18 protein-coding genes are annotated in these 20,494 nt (G+C 41.6%); 7 read left to right on the plus strand and 11 right to left on the minus strand.

What is annotated here, in order from left to right; genetic code table 11:
• Positions 1-179 precede the first annotated feature (179 nt).
• Positions 180-2,327 carry an alpha-L-fucosidase gene (locus DIU38_RS02345; RefSeq protein ID WP_112658449.1) on the plus strand — a complete coding sequence of 716 codons (2,148 nt, stop codon included), beginning with the start codon at positions 180-182 and terminating at the stop codon, positions 2,325-2,327.
• Between the two features lie 62 nt (positions 2,328-2,389).
• Here DIU38_RS02345 and DIU38_RS02350 read toward each other — a convergent pair whose 3' ends face one another.
• A complete protein-coding gene (locus DIU38_RS02350) occupies positions 2,390-3,340 on the minus strand; it encodes a Smr/MutS family protein (protein ID WP_112658447.1) in 951 nt (316 codons plus the stop codon).
• Between the two features lie 155 nt (positions 3,341-3,495).
• Here DIU38_RS02350 and DIU38_RS02355 point away from each other — a divergent pair, with 155 nt between their 5' ends.
• Positions 3,496-4,002: a DUF892 family protein gene (locus DIU38_RS02355; RefSeq protein WP_091170257.1), complete on the plus strand. Its 507-nt coding sequence runs from the start codon at positions 3,496-3,498 to the stop codon at positions 4,000-4,002.
• A 278-nt stretch (positions 4,003-4,280) separates the two neighbouring features.
• Positions 4,281-6,146, plus strand: coding sequence for a M1 family metallopeptidase (locus tag DIU38_RS02360; protein WP_112658443.1), 1,866 nt, complete (start codon positions 4,281-4,283; stop codon positions 6,144-6,146).
• Positions 6,147-6,217: 71 nt separating this feature from the next.
• Here the strand turns inward: DIU38_RS02360 and DIU38_RS02365 are convergent, their stop codons facing one another.
• From DIU38_RS02365 to DIU38_RS02375, 3 genes are all read right to left on the minus strand, one after another.
• The gene (locus DIU38_RS02365; RefSeq protein ID WP_112653838.1) at positions 6,218-6,604 is read right to left on the minus strand and encodes a YtxH domain-containing protein; all 387 of its coding nucleotides are present in this window, start codon (positions 6,602-6,604) and stop codon (positions 6,218-6,220) included.
• A 188-nt stretch (positions 6,605-6,792) separates the two neighbouring features.
• Positions 6,793-6,987: a cold-shock protein gene (locus DIU38_RS02370; RefSeq protein ID WP_090533335.1), complete on the minus strand. Its 195-nt coding sequence runs from the start codon at positions 6,985-6,987 to the stop codon at positions 6,793-6,795.
• Between the two features lie 120 nt (positions 6,988-7,107).
• Positions 7,108-8,244 (minus strand): GAF domain-containing protein, encoded by a 1,137-nt coding sequence (locus DIU38_RS02375; protein WP_112653837.1) that lies wholly within the window; start codon positions 8,242-8,244, stop codon positions 7,108-7,110.
• A 431-nt stretch (positions 8,245-8,675) separates the two neighbouring features.
• Here DIU38_RS02375 and DIU38_RS02380 point away from each other — a divergent pair, with 431 nt between their 5' ends.
• Entirely contained in the window at positions 8,676-9,326 is a 651-nt protein-coding gene (locus DIU38_RS02380; protein WP_112653836.1) for an HAD family hydrolase, read from the plus strand.
• A 163-nt stretch (positions 9,327-9,489) separates the two neighbouring features.
• Positions 9,490-10,254, plus strand: coding sequence for a hypothetical protein (locus DIU38_RS02385; protein WP_112653835.1), 765 nt, complete (start codon positions 9,490-9,492; stop codon positions 10,252-10,254).
• A gap of 1 nt (position 10,255) precedes the next feature.
• Here the strand turns inward: DIU38_RS02385 and lysA are convergent, their stop codons facing one another.
• The gene (lysA, locus tag DIU38_RS02390; RefSeq protein WP_112653834.1) at positions 10,256-11,425 is read right to left on the minus strand and encodes a diaminopimelate decarboxylase; all 1,170 of its coding nucleotides are present in this window, start codon (positions 11,423-11,425) and stop codon (positions 10,256-10,258) included.
• 126 nt (positions 11,426-11,551) lie between these two features.
• Positions 11,552-12,862: an aspartate kinase gene (locus DIU38_RS02395; protein WP_112653833.1), complete on the minus strand. Its 1,311-nt coding sequence runs from the start codon at positions 12,860-12,862 to the stop codon at positions 11,552-11,554.
• Positions 12,863-13,213: 351 nt separating this feature from the next.
• Between DIU38_RS02395 and DIU38_RS02400 the strand changes: the two genes are divergently transcribed.
• Both DIU38_RS02400 and DIU38_RS02405 read left to right on the plus strand, forming a co-directional pair.
• Positions 13,214-14,197, plus strand: a complete 984-nt coding sequence (locus DIU38_RS02400; RefSeq protein WP_112653832.1) for a sugar phosphate isomerase/epimerase family protein — start codon at positions 13,214-13,216, stop codon at positions 14,195-14,197.
• Between the two features lie 187 nt (positions 14,198-14,384).
• Complete coding sequence (locus DIU38_RS02405; RefSeq protein ID WP_112653831.1) at positions 14,385-14,822, plus strand: DoxX family protein; 438 nt, start codon at positions 14,385-14,387, stop codon at positions 14,820-14,822.
• A gap of 121 nt (positions 14,823-14,943) precedes the next feature.
• Here DIU38_RS02405 and DIU38_RS02410 read toward each other — a convergent pair whose 3' ends face one another.
• From DIU38_RS02410 to DIU38_RS02430, 5 genes are all read right to left on the minus strand, one after another.
• A complete protein-coding gene (locus DIU38_RS02410; protein ID WP_112653830.1) occupies positions 14,944-15,210 on the minus strand; it encodes a UBP-type zinc finger domain-containing protein in 267 nt (88 codons plus the stop codon).
• 19 nt (positions 15,211-15,229) lie between these two features.
• The gene (locus DIU38_RS02415; RefSeq protein ID WP_112653829.1) at positions 15,230-16,891 is read right to left on the minus strand and encodes a response regulator; all 1,662 of its coding nucleotides are present in this window, start codon (positions 16,889-16,891) and stop codon (positions 15,230-15,232) included.
• A gap of 53 nt (positions 16,892-16,944) precedes the next feature.
• Positions 16,945-18,363, minus strand: a complete 1,419-nt coding sequence (locus tag DIU38_RS02420) for an ATP-binding protein (RefSeq protein ID WP_112653828.1) — start codon at positions 18,361-18,363, stop codon at positions 16,945-16,947.
• Between the two features lie 235 nt (positions 18,364-18,598).
• On the minus strand, positions 18,599-19,342 hold the full coding sequence (locus tag DIU38_RS02425) for a LytR/AlgR family response regulator transcription factor (RefSeq protein ID WP_112653827.1): 744 nt from the start codon (positions 19,340-19,342) through the stop codon (positions 18,599-18,601).
• The gene (locus DIU38_RS02430; RefSeq protein ID WP_112653826.1) at positions 19,339-20,409 is read right to left on the minus strand and encodes a sensor histidine kinase; all 1,071 of its coding nucleotides are present in this window, start codon (positions 20,407-20,409) and stop codon (positions 19,339-19,341) included. The genes DIU38_RS02425 and DIU38_RS02430 overlap by 4 nt, the downstream gene beginning before the upstream one ends.
• Between the last annotated feature and the right edge of the window lie 85 nt (positions 20,410-20,494).

Here is a 20,494-nt window from a genome sequence, read left to right on the forward strand (position 1 = left end):
AAATGCAATTTGTGAAGCGTATTTCACAATTATATAACATGTTTATTAGCAAAAGTGTAAAGTTGAGGTGTTTTGTGTGCATAATTGTATAGCTGTTAGTTTACAACAGGCAAGTTTAAGTTGTGAGTTTTTTGTTTATTAACAACTTTTTTACACTTTGAGATATTGAATTCCTCCTCATGAAAAAAATCATAAGCATACTGTTATCGTTATTAGTTTGTATTCATTTTGCATTTGCACAACCGCCGTCTTCTTCGATAAAGCAATGGCAAGATCAAAAGTTTTCCATGTTTATCCATTTCGGTGGTATTTATTCAGTTTTGGGTGGCGTTTGGGATGGGAAGCCGGTTACCCGCGGCTTAAGTGAGCAAATTCAGGCCCATGCTGGTATTTACAGTGATACTTACGCCAACCTGGCCAAAAACTTTAACCCGATAAACTGGAATGCTGATAGTATTGCCCTGCTGGCTAAAGCGGCTGGGATGCGCTCTGTTGTACTAACTTCAAAACATCACGACGGATTTTGCATGTTTAAAACTGAAACTACCGATTTTAATGTGGTTGATGCTACTCCATTTAACCGTGATGTGGTAAAGGAAATGTCCGAAGCTTGTAAAAGGCATGGTCTAAGGTTTGGTTTGTATTTTTCGCTGATAGACTGGCATTATCCGCAGGCGTCACCCATATCAAGTCATAATTCTGATTATATAACACCCGAGCATCATGAATATAACAAGAAGCAGGTAACCGAGTTACTATCAAACTATGGCACTATATCCGAACTTTGGTTTGATATGGGGTCGCAAAGCCCTGAACAAAGTAAAGAGCTTTATCAATTCGTGCACCGCTTGCAGCCTGATTGTATGGTGAGCAGCCGTTTGGGTAATGATCAGGGCGATTTTGCCGTAATGGGTGATAATCAGTATCCCGATTATTCCATTGGAGTGCCCTGGCAGTCGCCTGCTTCATTTTTTGACGAAACCTGGGGCTACCGATCATGGCAAAAACGCGGAAGCAAGGATGAAAAGTATAAAGAGAAATTGGAAAGCCTGATCCGTGTGATTAGCAGGGGAGGTAATTACCTGCTTAATATCGGGCCCAAAGGCGATGGCTCAGTAGTTGGTTTTGAAAAGGATGTTTTATTGAAGATAGGCGCCTGGCTCCATAAAAATGCCGAAGCTGTTTATGGCACAACTGCCGATCCATTTTTTACCCCCTTTAAATGGGGTAATATAACTGCTAAACCCAATAAGCTTTATCTTTTTGTAACTTCGGTGCCCGCTGATGGCTTGATTACTTTACCCGGTCTGGAAGGCAGGATCAGTAATGTTTCTGTTTTGGGTGAACAACAATCGCTTAGCTTTAAACAGGCAACTGATGCCGCTGTGATAACCTTACCCGCAGGTTTTGACAGTGAAAAACAAATAAAAGTTATAGCGGTTGATGTTGCCGAAGGTTACAAAGTGCAACCTGTTCATATCCTGAGCAGCAGTTATGACCACATAAAACTGAATGAGCACAATGCTTATAATTATTATAGTTCATCGGGCATTGATTACAACAGCAATTATCAAAGTACGGTAAAGCAAAGCTGGACAATTAAGCCTAAACACAAAGGCAAGTACCAGCCTGCTATACAGTATACCGACGAAGAAAAAGGCAGCATTATTGACCTAAATGTAAATAATGTAACCACCACGCTCAAGCTCGACAGCGACAGGAAGATGAAGTATAAACCCGATACGGCTAAAATAAAATGGGGTCCATTGTATATAACCGGCCCATACTCCGCGGGCTTAGGAGGTTTAAATGGCAGCGCGGATAAAATCGATATCTCAGAACCTTTTACCAAAGACACCGATAAATCATGGCGGTCTGTAAATGAATATAAAAATGGGCAGCTGATTGATCTGCCTGCAGGCATGGATAATGCTTACTACATTTTGCAAAACATTAACGCAGGTAAGGATTTAATTTACGCGCAGGTTAAGGTTACCAGCGGCGATGGTATAATTGTTTTGCTGAATGGCAGGCAACTGCTCATCAATAATAATCCGGGTAAGGCTGCCTCTGTAAGTCATGTCATCGGTTTGGATTTGATGCCCGGCAATAACCAGTTACTGATAAAAGTGTTCAACAACTTTAAAAAGAACATCCCTTTTGCGCTCACACATAGTATTCCACAAAATATCTATGTTAAAGATCTTGAACCTTTAACGTTTGAAGCAAATGAACTTTACCCGGTGAGTTTAAAGTTACATGATCCGGCATCGCCGCATCAAACTTTAAAGTTGCCTAATCTTGAAATCTGGTTTGCGAAAAAATAAGAGAAAAAACCACCTTACGAAGGTTTCAAAACTTCGTAAGGCTTACTTACTGTCGTAAATTGTTACTTCAACAACACCTTGGTAGCGCCGTAACCAAATTTTTCTTTACGGGCATCCATAAAGGTTTGTACTTTTTTATGCCTGCCCAATTGTTTGTGCAGCTCATTACGCAGTGTGCCATTGCCCGCGCCGTGTATGAAAGTGATATCGGGTAATTGATGAACAATTGCCGCATCCAATGCTTTGTGAAAATGGGCCAGTTGAATTTCCATAATCTCAGCGCTGCTTAAAAACTGGTAATCGTCCCGCAGCTTTTCTATATGCAGGTCAACTTCGCTAACCGGCTTTTCAATCACTATTTTTTCGGTAGGGCTTTCAAAAAAGCTTTCCTTCAGTTTTTGAGCATCAATAACCAGTTCAGGCTCGTCGAGCCTGATGAGCCAGCCGGCCTGGTTAAGTAATGGAATGTTCTTTTTAGTGGTTGAGAAATCCTTGGCCTTAAACTTTTCATGTACAGCCAACGGTGCCGGTGGTTCAACATTTTGTTTGGTGCTGAATAAAACGCCGAAAATAAATTTTGGCCAAACCTGCAGATCGGCCAGTTGGGCGGAGTAGATATTTTCGGTTGATTTTGACGCAATAATCCCTGCAAATTCGCCTTTAAATATCTGTTGCTTATCCGTTGTTAAAGTAGCGAGCAGCTGAAACGAAGTTTCATTGATTAAATGAAAATGTACGACAGAACTTGCCCTGGTATCAGTAACCACACCTATATAAACGCCTTTTTTAACAAATTCACCTGGTGTTACGAGCTTTTCATCCGTTGTATTGTTGCTTTTTGTCGCCCCTGCCGGTTGGTAACCATGAATGTAAGTTACTTTGCTGGCAAGTACCGGAATCTCAAAATCGTCGTCGCCGGTAACACCTATCATCTGTTCGTCGATGATGCGCGTTACAAAACCTTCCATTTTTTCATCAACAAATCGAACAAAATCGCCTAATTTATATTTCATAGCATTATGTTATTGCAATGCAAAGTTAATTTATCTCGGCACATCTGTCCGGGTAATAAAACTTAGTTATTTTTAAGGTAAGTTTGATAAGCAATTGCGTGAAACAGCTTTTAAGAAATATATAAACCCTAACTATATACTTTTAACTTCATACCATGAGCAACAATACCCCTAAAACACTGGATAACGATTTGTTAAAACAGGTATTTGTCCACAATCTTAACCGTATTTATTTTGGTAAATGTTACCTTGATAAACATCTTGCACATTTGAAAAGTCTCGCTTCGTTTACTGCATTGCAGCAGGCTATACAGGAGTTTTGGGACGATATAAAAAAGCAGATAGAACGGATGAAGAAGGTGTATACCCTTATTAATGAAATTCCGTCGGATAAGAACTGCAACCCTATAAAGTCAATTGTTAAGGATGAGTTTTGCCTGGATGAAGAGCAAACTATACCTGTATTGCTGGATATGGATATTATGTTGTATCTGCAGTTACTTGAGCATATTAATATTACATCGTGCCATATGTTAATAATGGTGGCCCAACAGCTTAATTATACTGAAGCTCAACAATTACTTACCGAATGTAAAGATGAATCAATTGACAACGATGAGCTGTTTACGCTTATTAGCAAAGAATATATAATTGCAGATTAAGTACCTATAAAAAAAGAAAGCCATCCGCATAGCGCAGATGGCTTAAATGTTAGTTATTTAATACCCCTATTAAAATAACTGGTAACAAAGTAAAAAAAAATATATCCGATACCGCAAAATATTTATTTATAAATAATCTTTGTGACAGCTTTGTTACAAAATAAGCTCTGATATAGCGATTTATCAAGCGATTTTTTGTTTTAAATTTTCCGATTAATGTTTCCTGCATATCGTTATTTAGTCCAATTAATTTAAATTGGCAAAGAAATTTAAGACATATGACCAAACCCTTTATTTTATCTGCATTAGCCTGCATTGCGTTTATACAGGTTAAGTCCCAAACCTTGTATATGCCCCGCGATATACAAAAAGCATTCAAAAACGAAACGCGCTCGGCTGATGGCCGCCCCGGCAAAAAGTACTGGCAAAATTATGGCCGTTATAATATCAGTATTACGGCTGTGCCTCAAAATCGTACTGTGAAAGGCACAGAACAGATCACTTATGTTAATAATAGTCCGGATACTTTAAAAAGGCTTAACATGAAGCTCATCCTGAACATTCATAAACCGGGTGCCGCCCGTTTTGGCGATGCAGGGGCTGACTATCTTACACCGGGCATTCAGTTTGATAGCTTTTCAATTAATGGCGAAGCAAAAAAAGTTGCATCAGGTTCAACAAATCAAATGGTTGGTTTAAGTAAGCCGTTGATACCTCATGATTCTGTTAAGCTTGATATTGGCTGGCATTTTGAAATTTCGAAAGAAAGCGGCCGCGAAGGAATGATCGATTCAACTACCTGTTACCTGGCTTATTTTTATCCGCGTGTGTCGGTTTATGACGATTACAATGGCTGGGACAGGCTACCTTTTTTAGATGCCCAGGAATTTTACAACGACTTTAACGACTATACGCTGCACGTTGCAGCGCCTAAAAACTACGTAGTTTGGGCTACCGGTACCCTGCAAAACCCTGATGAAGTACTTCAGCCTGAATATGCAAAACGATTGAAGGCTTCATTCACCAGTGATTCAACTATCAATATTGCATCGGCTGCTGAGCTTGCCGCCCATAAAGTAACGGCTCAAAAGGAGATGAACACCTGGACCTGGACCGCTAACGATATCAGCGATATGGCTGTAGGCATCAGTGATCATTATGTATGGGATGCGGCCAGCGTTGTGGTTGATGATGCAACAAACCGCCGTGCCAGTATGCAGGCCGCTTTTTTAGATAGCTCGGAAGATTTTCACCATGCGGTACAAAACGGCCGTAATTCATTAAGCTGGTTATCCCACAACTGGCCGGGCGTACCTTATCCGTTCCCCAAGATGACATCTTTCCAGGGCTTTGCAGATATGGAATACCCTATGATGGTTAACGATAGCCATACTAATGATGTACGCTTTTCGCAATTTGTGCAGGATCATGAAATAGCGCATACCTATTTTCCATTTTATATGGGTATTAACGAAAGCCGTTATGCATTTATGGATGAGGGCTGGGCAACCACATTTGAACTGTTGATAGGAACATCAGAAGTTGGCAAAGAAAAAGCTGAAGCACTGTACAAAAATTTCCGTGTTGACAGATGGATCCATGATGCCTCAACCGCCGAAGATCAGCCGGTTATTACACCATCGAGCGAATTGAGGGGTGGGTACGGTAATAACTCATATGGTAAGCCATCATTAAGTTATTTAGCCCTGAAAGACATGTTGGGCGATCAACTATTCAAAAAAGCACTGCATGGATATATGGACCGCTGGCATGGCAAACACCCAATACCATGGGACTATTTTAACTCTATGAGTAATATTACAGGTAAAAACCTCGATTGGTTTTTCAATAACTGGTTCTTTACTAATTACTATATTGATTTGTCGATAAAAGGTGTAACCAAAGCAGCCGGTGGCTATACAGTAGCAATTAAAAACGTGGGCGGTTTTGTAATTCCGTTTGATGTAAAAATTACTTATGCTGATGGGTCGGGCGAGAGCATTCATCAAACCCCCGTGGTTTGGGAAAAAAATCAAAAGCAAATTGCAATAGATATTAAAACCACTAAGACCATTAAATCAGTTACTTTAGACGGCGGCATATTTATGGATGCCGATGAAAGTAACAATACATGGAATAGATAATAAAAAAGCTTATAAAATAATAAAACCCTGCTAACTGGCAGGGTTTTATTATTTTATAATAGTACTAAATATTATGCGTTCTGTACAGAATTGTTCCAGTCATTGGCAGTCGCTTTGACTTTTGATTTCGCTTCATCCGCGGCGTCACCTGCTTTGACTGCAAGGTCGTCGGCTTTTGATTTTGCAGCATCAACAGCTTTATCTTTAGCGTCCCAAAGGTCGCTAACAGTTCCGCTAAACTTGGTTTTAGCTTTGTCAATCACACTATTACTGTAATCTTTAATATCTCCGGCTGTTGTTTGCGCTTTAGTTTTGGCAGTATCAACCAGGTCGTTTATATAATCTGCTATATCGCCTCTTAATTCTGTTCCTTTTTCAGGAGCTAACAATAAACCCAAAGCCGCGCCCGCCGCTGCACCTACCAATAGTGCTGCTATAATTTTTGCTTGATCTTTCATGTTCTTTTCTTTGTTTTATGTGTAGTCGATTTATGATATTATTGGAATAAACAACAACAATGCCAGTTTTTATTTGAAAGTAACATTCAAGTATTAAGCTGGTGTACGCAGCAGGTTAACAAAAAAATAAAGCAAAAAAAAGGCACTCAAACTTTGAGTGCCTGGTAGGCTTAATGATTATATTATAATTATATAACTTTTACATTTACCGCGTTAAGACCTTTACGGCCGTTTTCAACTTCGTATTCAACGGTGTCGTTTTCACGAACTTCGTCGATAAGACCTGTTGAATGAACAAAAATATCCGGACCACCATTGCTTGGTACTATAAATCCGAAACCTTTTGTTTCATTAAAAAATTTTACTGTTCCTTGATTTTGCATTCTTTTATTTATTAATGCCGCCAAGGTAGTTATAATTTACCGTAATCAGCAATAGCCAAAGCGTAATTTAGGTGTAAACCAAATCTGTGGGATGGTATTTAGGTTTTAGATAATTGATGGTCAGGCTACTATTGCCAAATGACCTCCCTGTATGGTATCTTCCGAATCTTTTACTATTCCCCGTATCTTTTCATCCAATTCGTTAACGGTATGTTCTATTATATTAAAGTAACCAAAATCAATATTTTCCATTCGCATGAGGTCTAATATGCCAAGCAGTGATGCTACCGGCCTCCGCAATTCGTGCGATTGTATGATAGCTATACGGTTAAGCGCCTCTTTTTGAATATTGATTTGTTCCTCGTGTCTTTTGCGTGTAGTAATATCTGTCGAGTTAATAGCTATCCCGATTACCTCGCTGCTATTATTTTTTACAGGGATAAATGAGGTTTCTTTCCAGCAGGCATTTGGCGTTCCGGCCAGCAGTTCCCACTCACGTTTTATGGACCGGCCGGTTAATGCAACCGCAAAGTATTTCGAAAACGAATTTACCAGGGACGGCTCTGTATAAGAGATAATATTATCCCCATTGGCCAGTTTTTTATTGTATAGGCTTTTGATAAATACCGACGCAGATTTATTAAATGCCATAACCTCAAGATTACGGCCAACCAGGATATGGGTATCTTTTGAACTGTCGAAAATTGCTTTCAACTTCATTTCCGATTCGCTGATAGACGCTTTTTGTGATTGCGACTGCTGGTGCTGCTGCTCAAGCGAACGTAAACTTGAATTAAGTTCCATGAGGTTTACAACCTGCCTGGCCAGCGTTTTTAATGATTTAATCTGTTGCTGGTTAAGTTCATGGGGCTTAAAGTCAATAACACACAGGCTACCAAGGGCATGGCCATCTTTAGTAATCAAAGGGGCGCCTGCATAAAACCTTGCTTGTGGATCCTCAATAACAAGAGGGTTGGTGTTAAAGCGTTTGTCATTAAGCAGGTCGGGCACAACCAACACCTGTTTTTGGATAATGGTGTGATTGCAAAATGATAAATCACGTGGGGTACAGCTGATATTGATGCCGGTAGCGGCTTTAAACCACTGCATGTCGGTATCGAGCAAAGTAACCAGGGCGACGGGAGTGCCGCAGATCTGAGCTGCTAATCCTACTATATCATTTAAATCAACCGCTATGTCGCTATCCAGATCCTTAAATCTCTTAACGGCACGCAGGCGCAGGGGTTCGTTATTCATTGTATATTGTATAAGGATTAGTAGTTTTTTTATATATCCAACACGGAGCTTACGCACACTATAATAATAATGGGCTTATTAAACACATACGCAATAGTTTAGCTAATAGTTGTATAAATTACAGAATAAAAAGATATAATGGCAATGATTTTAATACAATTTAACTGGTTAATTATTGTTTAAGGTGGAAATTCACTATAGATAAAATCTTTCGGATTAAGTACCTTTTTTATCGGATGGATTGAGTACATGAAAAGACTAATGTCCCGCCAAAAAAATCGAACAATATTATTCATCCATCGTGCAGCTGTTAAAAACTAATCGTTCATGTGTTTAAAGAATATGTGGCATAATTCAACTTTTAGTTTTTTAAAGGTTTAAGTTTGCCAAAAAACCGAGCTCGGTTTATCTCATAAATTGAAAATTAATACATGAAGGCCTTTATATTCGACCTCAACGGCACTATGATCAATGACATGCCTTATCATACCAAAGCATGGCAATATCTTTTAAATACCGACCTTGGCGGCAGCTTTACCTGGGATGAAGTAAAACCACAGATGTACGGCAAAAATCAGGAAGTACTGGTACGTATGTTTGGCCCTAACCGCTTTACTAACGAGGAAATGAACAGGCTTTCGTACCTTAAAGAACAGCGCTACCAGGATGAGTTTTTACCCCACCTGGCACTGTTGCCCGGTTTGCATGAGTTTTTGGAAAAAGCTTATCAAAACGGTATCCCTATGGCTATCGGTTCAGCAGCTATTCCTTTTAACATTGATTTTGTACTGGATAACCTTAACATCAGGCATTATTTTAAAGCTATAGTAAGTGCCGATGACGTGGTACTAAGTAAACCCCATCCAGAAACATTTTTAAAAGCTGCCGAATTACTGAATTCCTTACCTACAGATTGTGTTGTGTTTGAGGATGTACCTAAAGGTGCTGAAGCTGCCGCTAATGCAGGTATGAAAGCCGTTGTACTTACTACAACGCACCAACAGGATGAGTTTGAAGCATTGCAAAACGTAATTCATTTTGCCGATGATTTTACGGATGACTTTATTGGCAGCCTGGTATAATAAATAGCCAGGGTAAATGTATAACATTTGAATGCGTTAACTCATGTTACCCCCATTTAAATGCGTTTGCCCAGAATAAACAGTAGGGTGTGTTATTTTATTACTTGTTTTAGCGTATAATTGTTCAGTATCCAGTTTATAAACCCGATCCGGACCTTTTACAATGAAACTTAAATTCAGCCTGCTTTTGCTCCTGGCCAGTATGATCATAAGCTCGTGCAGTGATCATATTTATGCGCCGGCCATGCACCATAGCGATATTGCTTATCTGCCTAAACCGGTATCTGCCGATGCTGTTAAATCGGCAAATTATATTTCGGGGGCTTTAGTAGTTGATGAAAGCCCTAATTACTCAGACGAGCTGGTTAGCGCACAGCTTAATTTTAGCCGCGCACATGTATTTGATCATTTCAACCTGGCTTACGGCGCATTTGGTACATTAGGTAATTATCATAACAGCGAATTGGAGCCGCAAGATCCCAACTACTTTAAAAATAAGTTCTTTGGAGCGGCAGGAGGAAGGTTATCGGGAAACTTTTTTGTGAGCAGCGGGCATATTGATTTTCGCTTTATTGGCTTTGAAGCGGCCTATAGTCATGAGTTTGGCGATTATCTTAACTTTAGGAAAGCTGTCACCAATAAACCGGGCTTTTACACTGATCCGCGTGCCGGTCTGTTTACATTAGGTGGCACAACTGAAATTATATTTCATACCAATAAAGTTGCCAATCAGTTTGGTTTCCGGCTTTTTTGGGGCGGTACATTTGGCAACGACAACGCATACCGAAACAAAAACAGCGATTACGTTTACAGGGCTTATAACCCAGGTTTTGTAACCGCTGCTTATTTTATGCAGATTAAAAACTATATGGCCGTTGTTGAAGCTGGTACCTATGTACAGTTAAGACTTGGCTACCGGTTCAGATAGCTTATTCAGAATAAACGCTGCCAACCCTGTCGCGCAGGTTATAGCCTGATGCCATCACCTCGCCATAAGCACCTGCGGTACGCACCGCTATCAGGTCGCCGCGAAATGACTCAGGCAGGCTCACATCCTTCTGAAAGCAATCCGTGCTTTCGCATATCGGCCCAACAACGTCATACTTTAAACTTTCGGACTTTCCTGCTTCCGGACTTTCTGACCTCCGGCTTAAATTTTCTATCTGGTGATAAGCCTGGTAAAGCATCGGGCGAATCAGCTCGGTCATGCCGGCATCAAGGATCAGGAAGTTCTTTTTCTGTCCGTTTTTAACATACAATACACGCGATATAAGTGAAGCACTTTGGGCTACGAGTGCACGGCCAAGCTCAAAGTGAACTTCTTGCCCCGGCTTAACATTCAGAAAGTTTTTAAACACCTGGAAGTAGGCCTCAAAATCGGCTATGTTGTTATCCGGGCTGTAATAATCAACCCCCAGGCCACCGCCGGTATTAAGCACTTTTATCGGGAAGCCACGATCTTCAAACCAATCCTGCATTTCATTAATGCGGGTACACAGGTTTTTGTAAACTTCAAGGTCGGTAATTTGTGAGCCGATATGGAAGTGGATCCCTAAAAACTGCAGGTTATCACATTTGCGCAAAGCAGCGGCAACATCAGGTAATTGCCAGGTATTGATCCCGAATTTATTTTCATCTAGTCCGGTGGTGATGAAATGGTGAGTATGTGCATCAACATTCGGGTTAATGCGGATAGCCACACCAGCTTTTTTGTTTTTTGCTTTAGCAAGCCCATCAATAATAAAAAGCTCCTGGATGGATTCGACATTGAAGCAGAAGATATCCGCATCAAGGGCCAGGTTTATTTCACGGTCTGATTTGCCTACACCTGCAAATACCACTTTGCTTTTATCAAAGCCATGATCAATAGCTGCCTGAACTTCATTGCCGCTCACGCAATCGGCGCCAAAGCCATAGGTTTGTATGGTGTCAATAACTTTTGGGTTAAAGTTGGCCTTCATGGCGTAATGCACATGGAAGCCGTGCTTTGCAGAAGCATCGCGGCAGGCACTCAGGGTGTTTTTAAGCACCTCGAGATCGTAGTAATAAAACGGAGTTTCTAAGCCGTTGAATTTATCTATAGTTTTACTTGTGAACATGGGTGATATTTCATCAAATCATGCTGAACTATTGCATATCAGGGATTGCTTCGTTCCTCGCGATGACGTTTTAAATTAAAAATTTCAAATAAGGCAATTCCGAAATCGAAAATCCGATATCCGGAATTAAAACAACCTGTTATGTAAACTCCTTAAAGCCTCAACCTTATCCTCTGTTTTTACCAGTAACGACAGGTTGTGATCACTGCCACCGTATGATATCATCCTTAAAGGGATATGTTTAACAGCTTCAAGCACACGTGCGGCATACCCATGTTTTTCGGCCCCGAAATCACCTACCACACAAATAATGGTTTGGTTTACATCAATTTCTACCGAACCGTAAGCGTTTAATTCTTTGGTGATATCGCCCAGGTAAGTGGTATCATCGATGGTAACAGAAACACCAACTTCTGATGTGGTGATCATATCGATAGATGTTTTATAACGTTCAAATACCTCGAATACCTTGCGTAAAAAGCCATGTGCCAAAAGCATCCTGCTCGATTGGATCTTGATAGCCGTAATGGCATCCTTAGCAGCTATAGATTTGATCTTGTCCTTTTCGCTGGTATTGGTGATCAGGGTACCCAGCGCTTTAGGATCCATTGTGTTTAATAAACGAACCGGGATCTTATATTTTTGAGCAGGGAACACGCTTTGCGGGTGCAGAATTTTGGCACCAAAATAGGCAAGCTCAGCAGCTTCATCAAAAGATAGCTGAGCAATAGGCTGCGTACCCTTTACAATTCGCGGATCGTTATTGTGCATGCCGTCGATATCTGTCCAGATCTGTACCTCTTCGCTGCGGATGCCGGCACCAATCAATGAAGCGGTATAATCGCTGCCGCCGCGGCGCAGGTTATCTATCTCGCCATAGGCATTGCGGCAAATGTAGCCCTGGGTAATAAACAAGTTTACTTCGGGGTGCTTATCAATCAGGGGGAGCAGGTTTTCGGTAATATGATCAACAATGGGCTCATTATCCTCATCTATCTTCATAAAATCCAGGGCAGGCAGCAATACCGATGGGATACCTATCTCCTTTAAATAAACATGATAGAGGGTAGTTGAAAGCAGTTCGCCCTGTGCAACGATGATCTTATCTTCAATATGGGTGAAAAGATCATTAGCAAGATTGCTGAGCAACGAAAAATGGTAGTCGATAACCTCTTTGCCCTGGGCTAAAAACTCGGGCTTCGCAAACAATTCCTTAATAAAAATTTCGTACTTATCCTTTAGGATAGTAATAAGCTGCACCGCCTTCTTTTTATCACCGGCGAGGTATGCTTGTCCAATTTCTACGAGGCTGTTTGTTGTGCCTGACACTGCCGATAGCACCACTACCTGGCGCTCGGCCGGGTTAATGATATCAAGCAGCGCTTTCATCCGGGCGGGGCTACCTACTGATGTCCCACCAAATTTTAAAACTTTCATTTTTATGTTGCTGTTAACCGTATATGATCGGTGTTCCTGAACATCATTTTACTGATATTCAAGCACCAATATTTGAGGCGCTAAAAATAGTGTTTTAAAACGCTTTAATGTAATGTGATTAGAATTTAAATTTGCCAGGCATATCGTTTCTGAGTTTTGAAATTTGGTGGGCTTTGATTGAGAAATGACATCTGCGTCTCGTCATTCCCGGTAATATGCCGCGATCATTGTATTCCTCTGCCTAAACTATCAGGTGAATAAAAACTTTCCCGCCGGTAACTACTGCTCTGTACAACTGTTGCAAACAATCACAACAAAAAATGGCATATTGCATTACCAATTTTAACACCTATGAAAAACATCAGCCGCAAAAAATTTATTGCTTCGGCCGCAATAGCTGCTGCCGGTTTACCTTTTGGTTTAAGTGCTTTGGCTAAGCAATCACCCTTAAATACTGACGTTGCTACAGGTAACCCTTCTGCGGGTGAAAAAATAAAAGTGAGTATATTTTCCAAGCATATGCACTGGCTTAATTATGCCGATATGGCCGCTTTAACGGTACAGCTTGGTTTTGACGGAATTGACCTTACTGTAAGGCCCGATGGCCATGTGCTGCCCGAACGTGTTGCCGATGACCTGCCTAAAGCGGTTGATGCTATTGAAAAAGCCGGACTCAAGGTTTATACCATAGTAACCAATATTAAAACTGCTGATGAAAAATACGCCGGGCCGATCCTGAAAACGGCATCGGCATTGGGCATTAAATATTATCGTACCGCCTGGTTTGATTATGATAAGGCTACCAGTGTACCTGCCAATATCAGGGCTATCAATAAGCAACTGGCCGGTCTTGCAGGGCTCAACAAAAAGTATGACATACACGGCGGCTATCAAAACCACTCCGGCGACTTGTTTGGAGCATCACAATGGGATTTATGGCTGAGCCTTGAAGGGCTTGATCCTAATAACATCGGTTGTCAGTACGATGTAAGACATGCCACAACCGAAGGTGCCGATACCTGGCCTGTTACACTTGATCTGTTAAAGGCTTATTCCAAAACAATCAATGTAAAAGATTTTTACTGGGAGAAAAGGGGCGACAAATGGCAGGTGAAAAGTGTGCCATTAGGCGAGGGGATGGTTGATTTTAAGAAATACTTTGGCCTGCTGAAACAGTATGATATCAATGGCCCCATGAGCCTGCACTGCGAATATCCCTTAGGCGGGGCAGAGGATGGTAAACGTGAGCTGTCTATTAGTAAAGATGAGTTTTCGACCGCTTTAAAAAAAGATTTGACCAGATTGCGGGGTTGGCTGGCAGAGTATGATCTGTAAGTGCCGGTCAACGCGATTACAGGTTTAAGTATCCGTTCTTGAGTCTGCGAATCTTTTTTTCCTCTCCTTAAAACTTGTTTTATAACAAACTTGTTACTAAATTTAGTAGCAGCATCCCGGTCACTTGATCCCCCCTGATCGCCACCGGGTTGCTGATAACCAATTATTAAACTAAAAGGAGGCCTTTATGAATCTGGTTCATAAAATTGAACACTGGGGTGATACTCATCACCCTAAAGTTTTGGATATTGTGCGTATTGTTCTTGGTGTATTTTTATTGGTGAAGGGCATAACTTTTATGGAAAATACATCATACCTGCGCGGTATTATTACCGATCAGGATGTTATTGATGTATCGCCTGATATGCTGATGATCCTGGTATACTATGTGTCATTTGCCCACATGGTTGGCGGTATACTCATAGCTATGGGTATATTAACCCGTTTGGGCTGCATTATTCAGATCCCTATATTGGTTGGCGCGGTATTTTTAACAGGTATTTTCCAGGAGCCTATCAACACCATGTTATGGCCATCAATTACAGCCCTGGCTCTCCTTATACTATTTGCCATTTTAGGCTCCGGCCCATGGTCGTTAGATAAAGTACTGTCGTTTAAGGGATAGTGGAGAGATATAAGAGATCAAGAGCCGGAAACCAAGAAAGGAATTGCTTTGAACTAACGCCAAACTCTAAAACTCCCGACTTAGGGCTTAAAACTTAGAAATCAAGACTTCTAACTTCTAATTAATATCCTTTAACGGCTTCGTCCACATAACACCATAGCCAGCGCTCACCCGGTTCGGCAGATATAACTACCGGATGGCCGGCAGCGTGGAAATGCTTGGTCATATGTGTATTAGGTGAACTATCGCAGCAAAGCGTAACGCCGCATGTTTGACAGGTACGCAAATGCAGCCATGTACCATGGTGCTTTATACATTCTTCGCAAACATAATCCTTAGGTTGGGTTATACTTTCAATAGCTTCGATATGGGCGCAGGTTTCTTCCATAGGTATAGGTAGTTGATGATTAAACTTCGGCCAGGTATTTATGTACAAAACTTATCGCCATCGAGCCTTCGCCTACGGCAGATGCCACACGGTTCATGGCCCCGGCACGCACATCACCCGCGGCAAAAATACCGGGGCAACTGGTTTCTAACAGGAATGGATCTCGTTTAAGCTTCCAAACTTTTCCAAAGCTTTCATAGCTGCGCAACTCGCGGCCGGTTTCAATAAAGTCTTTACTGTTTTTAATAATATCCAGCTTTATCCAGTCGGTATAAGGTTTAGCGCCAATAAATATATATAATGCGTTAGCCGTTTTAACCACAGATTCTTTGGTTTTACAGTTTTGTATCGTAAGCTTTTCAAGGCAGTTGGTACCTTCGGCCTCAATTACCTCGGTATTTGGCATAACCTTTATATTGGGCGTATCGGCAATCTGGTTGATCAGGTAGGCAGACATGGTTGCCGTCAAATCATCCCTGCGGATAATAATATGCACGTTTTTTGCAAATTTGGAAAGGTACATAGCTGCCTGTCCGGCCGAGTTACCTCCGCCAATTACAAACACCTCTTTACCTGTACATGCCGAAGCTTCGGTAGTTGCGGCGCCATAATAAATACCTGCCCCGGTAAAGTTATCAACGCCTTTAACTTCCAGCTTGCGGTAATCAACCCCGGTGGTAATTACTACTGTACGGCTGATGATCTCGGGCCCATCATCCAAAATAATGGTTTTGTAGCCATCTTTTTGTTTGATATCGCTAACAGATTGGGGTGATAAAAATTCGGCGCCCAAACGCATAGCCTGACTTATGGCGCGACGGGTAAGATCGGCGCCGCTTAAACCTGCCGGGAAACCCAGATAATTTTCGATACGGGAACTGGTACCGGCCTGTCCTCCCGGTGCTTTACGCTCAATCAATAAAGTTTTTAAGCCTTCTGATGAACCGTATACAGCGGCGGCTAATCCTGCCGGACCTGCACCAATGATCACCACGTCGTAAACATCGGTGAGCTGGGTTGGATTTTTCCCCATTTTATCGGCAATATCCCTTATGGTAGGTTTTGTTAAACAACTGCCATCCTCAAATATCACCATCGGCAAATCATCGGTTGTGCGATTATTGATGGTAAGCAAACTGGCCGAATCGATATTTTTTTCGATATCAAACCAGCGATAAGGGATCAGGTTACCGGCTAAAAAATCTTTTATCACATGTGATTGCGGCGAAAACTGGTAACCTACCAGCTTCATACCCACAAATTCGGGGATGTAGTGGCTGTGCCAGTCGCCAAGCAGGTCATTAATTACCGGGTAAAGCTTTTCCTCGGGAGGATTCCATGGCTTCATCAGGTAATAATCAAGCTGCACATCGTTGATGGCTTTAATGGCGGCATCAGTATCGGAGTAGGCGGTCAGTAGTACACGTTTAGCTTCGGGGAATACTTTTTTCGCTTTCTCCAGAAATTTAACGCCTTCCATTTCGGGCATGCGCTGATCGCACAAAAATAAGGCGACCACCTCCGAACTGTTTTTCAGTTCAATAAGGGTATCATATGCCTCATTTGCCGATGTTGTGCTAAGTATTTTATATTCTTTGCCATACTGCGACTTTAAATCGCGGCTTATTGACCGCAGTACCTGCGGATCATCATCTATGGAAAATATTATCGGACGGCTCATAGGGTAAATATGCAGGCAAATTAACTAATATTTTTGGTAAAATCAGTTTTTTGCTAACCATTTATCGGGAAGCAAACTATAAACTCGGTATGCCCGGGCCTTGATTTTACCTTTATTGAACCGCGGTGCTGCTTCACAATACGCTGCACCACTTCAAGGCCCATACCAGTACCTTTGCCCATTTCTTTAGTGGTAAAGAAAGGGTCGTATATACGGCTAACATTATCTTCCGGTATACCGGGTCCATCATCAATAATGGTTACCTCAACAAAGTCGTTATCTTTTTTAGTGCGGATGGTAAGCGTCCCTTTCTCATTCACTTCCATAGCATCAAGAGCATTATCAACCAAATTGGTCCATACCTGGTTAAGTTCGCCAATGAGTGCTTTAACCTCTGGCAGCGTATCATCAAACTCCTCAATCACCGTGATATTCTCCTTCCTGATCTTGTAGCCCAGCATGGTAATGGTATTACGGATACCCACATGAATATCGGCATATTGCTTATCCTGAGCACGGTCCATATGGGTAAACGTTTTAACTGAGCTTACAAGCTCGGCGATACGGCGTGCCGATTCCTGGATATCCTCGATCATTTTTTCGCCCATTAGCTTGGCGCTAAGCCAACCCATAATAATGGATACCGCATGTTCGGGTATATGCGCTTTCAGGGCCTCCAGGTTTTCGGTGGTAAAACTAAAGTCTACAAAGCTTTCGGCTATATCATAGGCGTCTTCAACGCCGTTATCTTCCAGCCATTCAGATATTTCATCTTCAAGCTGCGTGCGTTGTTTAAGCGTAAGACGGGTATAGCATTCTTTTTTGTTCAGGATCCTGAACAACTCGTCGGTAAGACCGTCAACCTGTTCATCGCTGGCCCTTATGGCAAACATATTTTTTAGGTGGGCAGGCACCATACGCAGGTGTTTTCTTAATGATAACGAGTCGCGCACGATGGCCGATGCCGGGTTGTTAAGCTCATGCGCCAAACCTGCAGACAGCTTACCTAAAGCCATCATTTTATCGTTTTGCTGCTGCATGGCCGTAAAATCGCGCACGCGGGTAGTCATGATGTGAACCAGCGCCTGGGTAAGTTCAAAATGATTTTGGATCATCTCCATGATCTCGCCCGTAGGATAGCTCAATACCGTTAGTTCACCAACAGCCTGAGCATAACCTTTGGCTATGAGTCCGCGTGAATAGGGCATATAACCGGTGATACTTCCTTTTTCAACCAGGGTATAATCACGGCGCGAACCTTGCTGCATCATAAAGAAGCGCATATTGCCTTCGATGATAAAATGCGGTCCTGTAAGGTCCTGCCCCGGCTCCATCAGGTATTCACCATCTTCAAATGTTAAGATCTCGCTTTTATCAATCAGCCACTGCAGCTGATCATCGGGTATATTGGCTAAAGCTTCAAAAGCTTTCAAGTCTGATACGCTTACCTGTAGTTCACTTACCTTTTGCATAATTTAAAAGTAGGGAATATTATTTAATGATGTAAAAATGAGGTGAAAAATTGCAATAGGGTTAACCTGAACGCTTATTTCTCTGATTGCGTTGATTCTATCAGTGTTTGGAATAAATGGATTTGAGGATTTATGATATTGACTTAAAGAATTCAAGGAATTAATTGATGTTGAGCAATTCTATAAAATCAAACAATGGTACGGTGATAGCATCCACCATAAGCTTAATCCCGGTTCAATTCCACTTACTCAAAAACACCCCGAAAGCTTCTTTATACTGATCGCCAACGGAGATATTTACTTTGCCTATCTGTAAAGCGTTGCGGGTAATGGAGTTAATTTTATTGAGCGAGACAATGAATGAGCGGTGTACGCGCATAAACCGTTTGGATGGCAGTTTTTCTTCTAAAACCTTTAAACTGGTGAGGGACAGCAGCGGCTTTTCTTTATCCTGCAGATAGATTTTCACATAATCTTTTAAACCTTCAATATAAAGAATTTCGTTAAGGGCGATTCGCACCAGTTGATATTCGATCTTTAAAAACAGGTATTCCTCTTCTTCCGGCTTTGCGGCGACTACGGTTGCAGGGGTGTTTGAGCGGTTCACCAATTCAAAATAAGTTAAGGCTTTATTTGAAGCATGCAGAAACTCTTCGTAGTTAAAAGGCTTGAGCAGGTAATCGAGTGCGTCAACCCGGTAACCTTCTATAGCAAACTGGTTGTAGGCGGTGGTAAAAATAATGCGGGGTTTAGTTGCTCCGCGGCTGTCAAGCACCCGGGCCAGCTCCATGCCATTAAGGTTAGGCATTTGGATGTCCAAAAAAATAAGATCAACCTTTTGATCCTGCAAACCGACAAGCGCCTCTACTGCACTGCTATAACGGCCAATGAGTTTCAGGAAGGGGGTTTGCTCGATAAAAGCACAAACCAGGCCAAGCGCAAGCGGCTCATCATCAATAGCTATGCAGTTAATTATCATGACAGGTTAAGGGTTAAGTGGACAGTATAGATATTAGCGGTTACATCTTCAGTAATATCCAGTTTATATTTTCCTGCATAGAGCAAATCAAGCCGGCGAATGGTATTGGTTAAACCGATACCTTTATTTTCGCCAATGCTTGGGTTATGATCTTTATAGATACCATTCTCTACCTTTAACTCCAGCAGGCTATCATGTTGATCGATAATGATGCGGATAGCACTCGGCTCTGTAGCGCTGATGCCGTGTTTAAAGGCGTTTTCTACAAAAGGTAAAAAAATCATTGGGGCCACGGTTACATCATCAGTATGTGCAGGCGGTGTAAATGTAACGGTTACTTTTTGGGTAAGGCGCAGTTCCATAAGGCTGATATAGTCTTTAATGAAAGCTATCTCCTGGCTTAATAATGCGGTGCCATGCTGCGTATCATATAACACATACCGCATCATGCGCGAAAGCTGGTGCAATGCCTTGCGCGATGTTTCGGCATTAACATGCGTAAGAGCATAAATGTTATTAAGCGTATTGAAAAAGAAATGAGGGTTGATCTGGGCTTTCAGGAATGATAATTCTGAACTGATCTTATCCTGCTCCAATGCCTGGCGCAGGCGGATATCCATTTGCCATTTTTGGATTGCGGTAATACTTGTGCTGATCCCTAAAACCAACGCTACGATAACTGTACCAAAAAAATCCCATCCTCCGCGGTCCCTTGGTTTTGGCGGGCGGTGCTGCCGGTGAAAAACAGCTTCCATATGCTCATGCATATGCAGCACCTTATCAGCCCAGCTATTGAGCATTAAAAAAACAATTACCACCCCCACAACAGCCATAAAGTACATCCCTATGCGATCATGTAATAAAAACCGTGGAACAAGTAATTTGCTGTTGAAGTAATAAGCAGCAACAAGTATAAAAAGAGTAACCGCCTGTTTGACCCAGAACTGGTACGGTATTTCAACATTCCAGCTAAGGGGCTGGTAGAAGAACAACAGCAATCCAAAAACTACCCATATTAAAACATGGATGAGTATTGTGATGGTGTTGCTTTTTGACTTAAGGCTCATTGAAAGAGTTTACTATAGTGCACGAAAAATAAATTTACATATATAATTCAGCAATATTACAAATCAATAAAGCTTTAGGACAATC

Origin of the sequence: Mucilaginibacter metallidurans, from assembly GCF_003286435.2 — a bacterium.
In the GTDB taxonomy this organism is placed as follows: domain Bacteria; phylum Bacteroidota; class Bacteroidia; order Sphingobacteriales; family Sphingobacteriaceae; genus Mucilaginibacter; species Mucilaginibacter gossypii.

Bases quoted from the DNA above. Each gene is read 5' to 3' on its own strand.
- DIU38_RS02410 (WP_112653830.1), bottom strand. From the start codon at position 15,210: ATGGAAGAAACCTGCGCCCATATCGAAGCTATTGAAAGTATAACCCAA.
- DIU38_RS02370 (WP_090533335.1), bottom strand. From the start codon at position 6,987: ATGCAAAATCAAGGAACAGTAAAATTTTTTAATGAAACAAAAGGTTTC.
- lysA (WP_112653834.1), bottom strand. From the start codon at position 11,425: ATGTTCACAAGTAAAACTATAGATAAATTCAACGGCTTAGAAACTCCG.
- DIU38_RS02365 (WP_112653838.1), bottom strand. From the start codon at position 6,604: ATGAAAGATCAAGCAAAAATTATAGCAGCACTATTGGTAGGTGCAGCG.
- DIU38_RS02405 (WP_112653831.1), top strand. From the start codon at position 14,385: ATGAATCTGGTTCATAAAATTGAACACTGGGGTGATACTCATCACCCT.
- DIU38_RS02380 (WP_112653836.1), top strand. From the start codon at position 8,676: ATGAAGGCCTTTATATTCGACCTCAACGGCACTATGATCAATGACATG.
- DIU38_RS02425 (WP_112653827.1), bottom strand. From the start codon at position 19,342: ATGATAATTAACTGCATAGCTATTGATGATGAGCCGCTTGCGCTTGGC.
- DIU38_RS02420 (WP_112653828.1), bottom strand. From the start codon at position 18,363: ATGCAAAAGGTAAGTGAACTACAGGTAAGCGTATCAGACTTGAAAGCT.
- DIU38_RS02430 (WP_112653826.1), bottom strand. From the start codon at position 20,409: ATGAGCCTTAAGTCAAAAAGCAACACCATCACAATACTCATCCATGTT.
- DIU38_RS02395 (WP_112653833.1), bottom strand. From the start codon at position 12,862: ATGAAAGTTTTAAAATTTGGTGGGACATCAGTAGGTAGCCCCGCCCGG.
- DIU38_RS02400 (WP_112653832.1), top strand. From the start codon at position 13,214: ATGAAAAACATCAGCCGCAAAAAATTTATTGCTTCGGCCGCAATAGCT.
- DIU38_RS02345 (WP_112658449.1), top strand. From the start codon at position 180: ATGAAAAAAATCATAAGCATACTGTTATCGTTATTAGTTTGTATTCAT.
- DIU38_RS02355 (WP_091170257.1), top strand. From the start codon at position 3,496: ATGAGCAACAATACCCCTAAAACACTGGATAACGATTTGTTAAAACAG.
- DIU38_RS02350 (WP_112658447.1), bottom strand. From the start codon at position 3,340: ATGAAATATAAATTAGGCGATTTTGTTCGATTTGTTGATGAAAAAATG.
- DIU38_RS02360 (WP_112658443.1), top strand. From the start codon at position 4,281: ATGACCAAACCCTTTATTTTATCTGCATTAGCCTGCATTGCGTTTATA.
- DIU38_RS02375 (WP_112653837.1), bottom strand. From the start codon at position 8,244: ATGAATAACGAACCCCTGCGCCTGCGTGCCGTTAAGAGATTTAAGGAT.
- DIU38_RS02415 (WP_112653829.1), bottom strand. From the start codon at position 16,891: ATGAGCCGTCCGATAATATTTTCCATAGATGATGATCCGCAGGTACTG.
- DIU38_RS02385 (WP_112653835.1), top strand. From the start codon at position 9,490: ATGAAACTTAAATTCAGCCTGCTTTTGCTCCTGGCCAGTATGATCATA.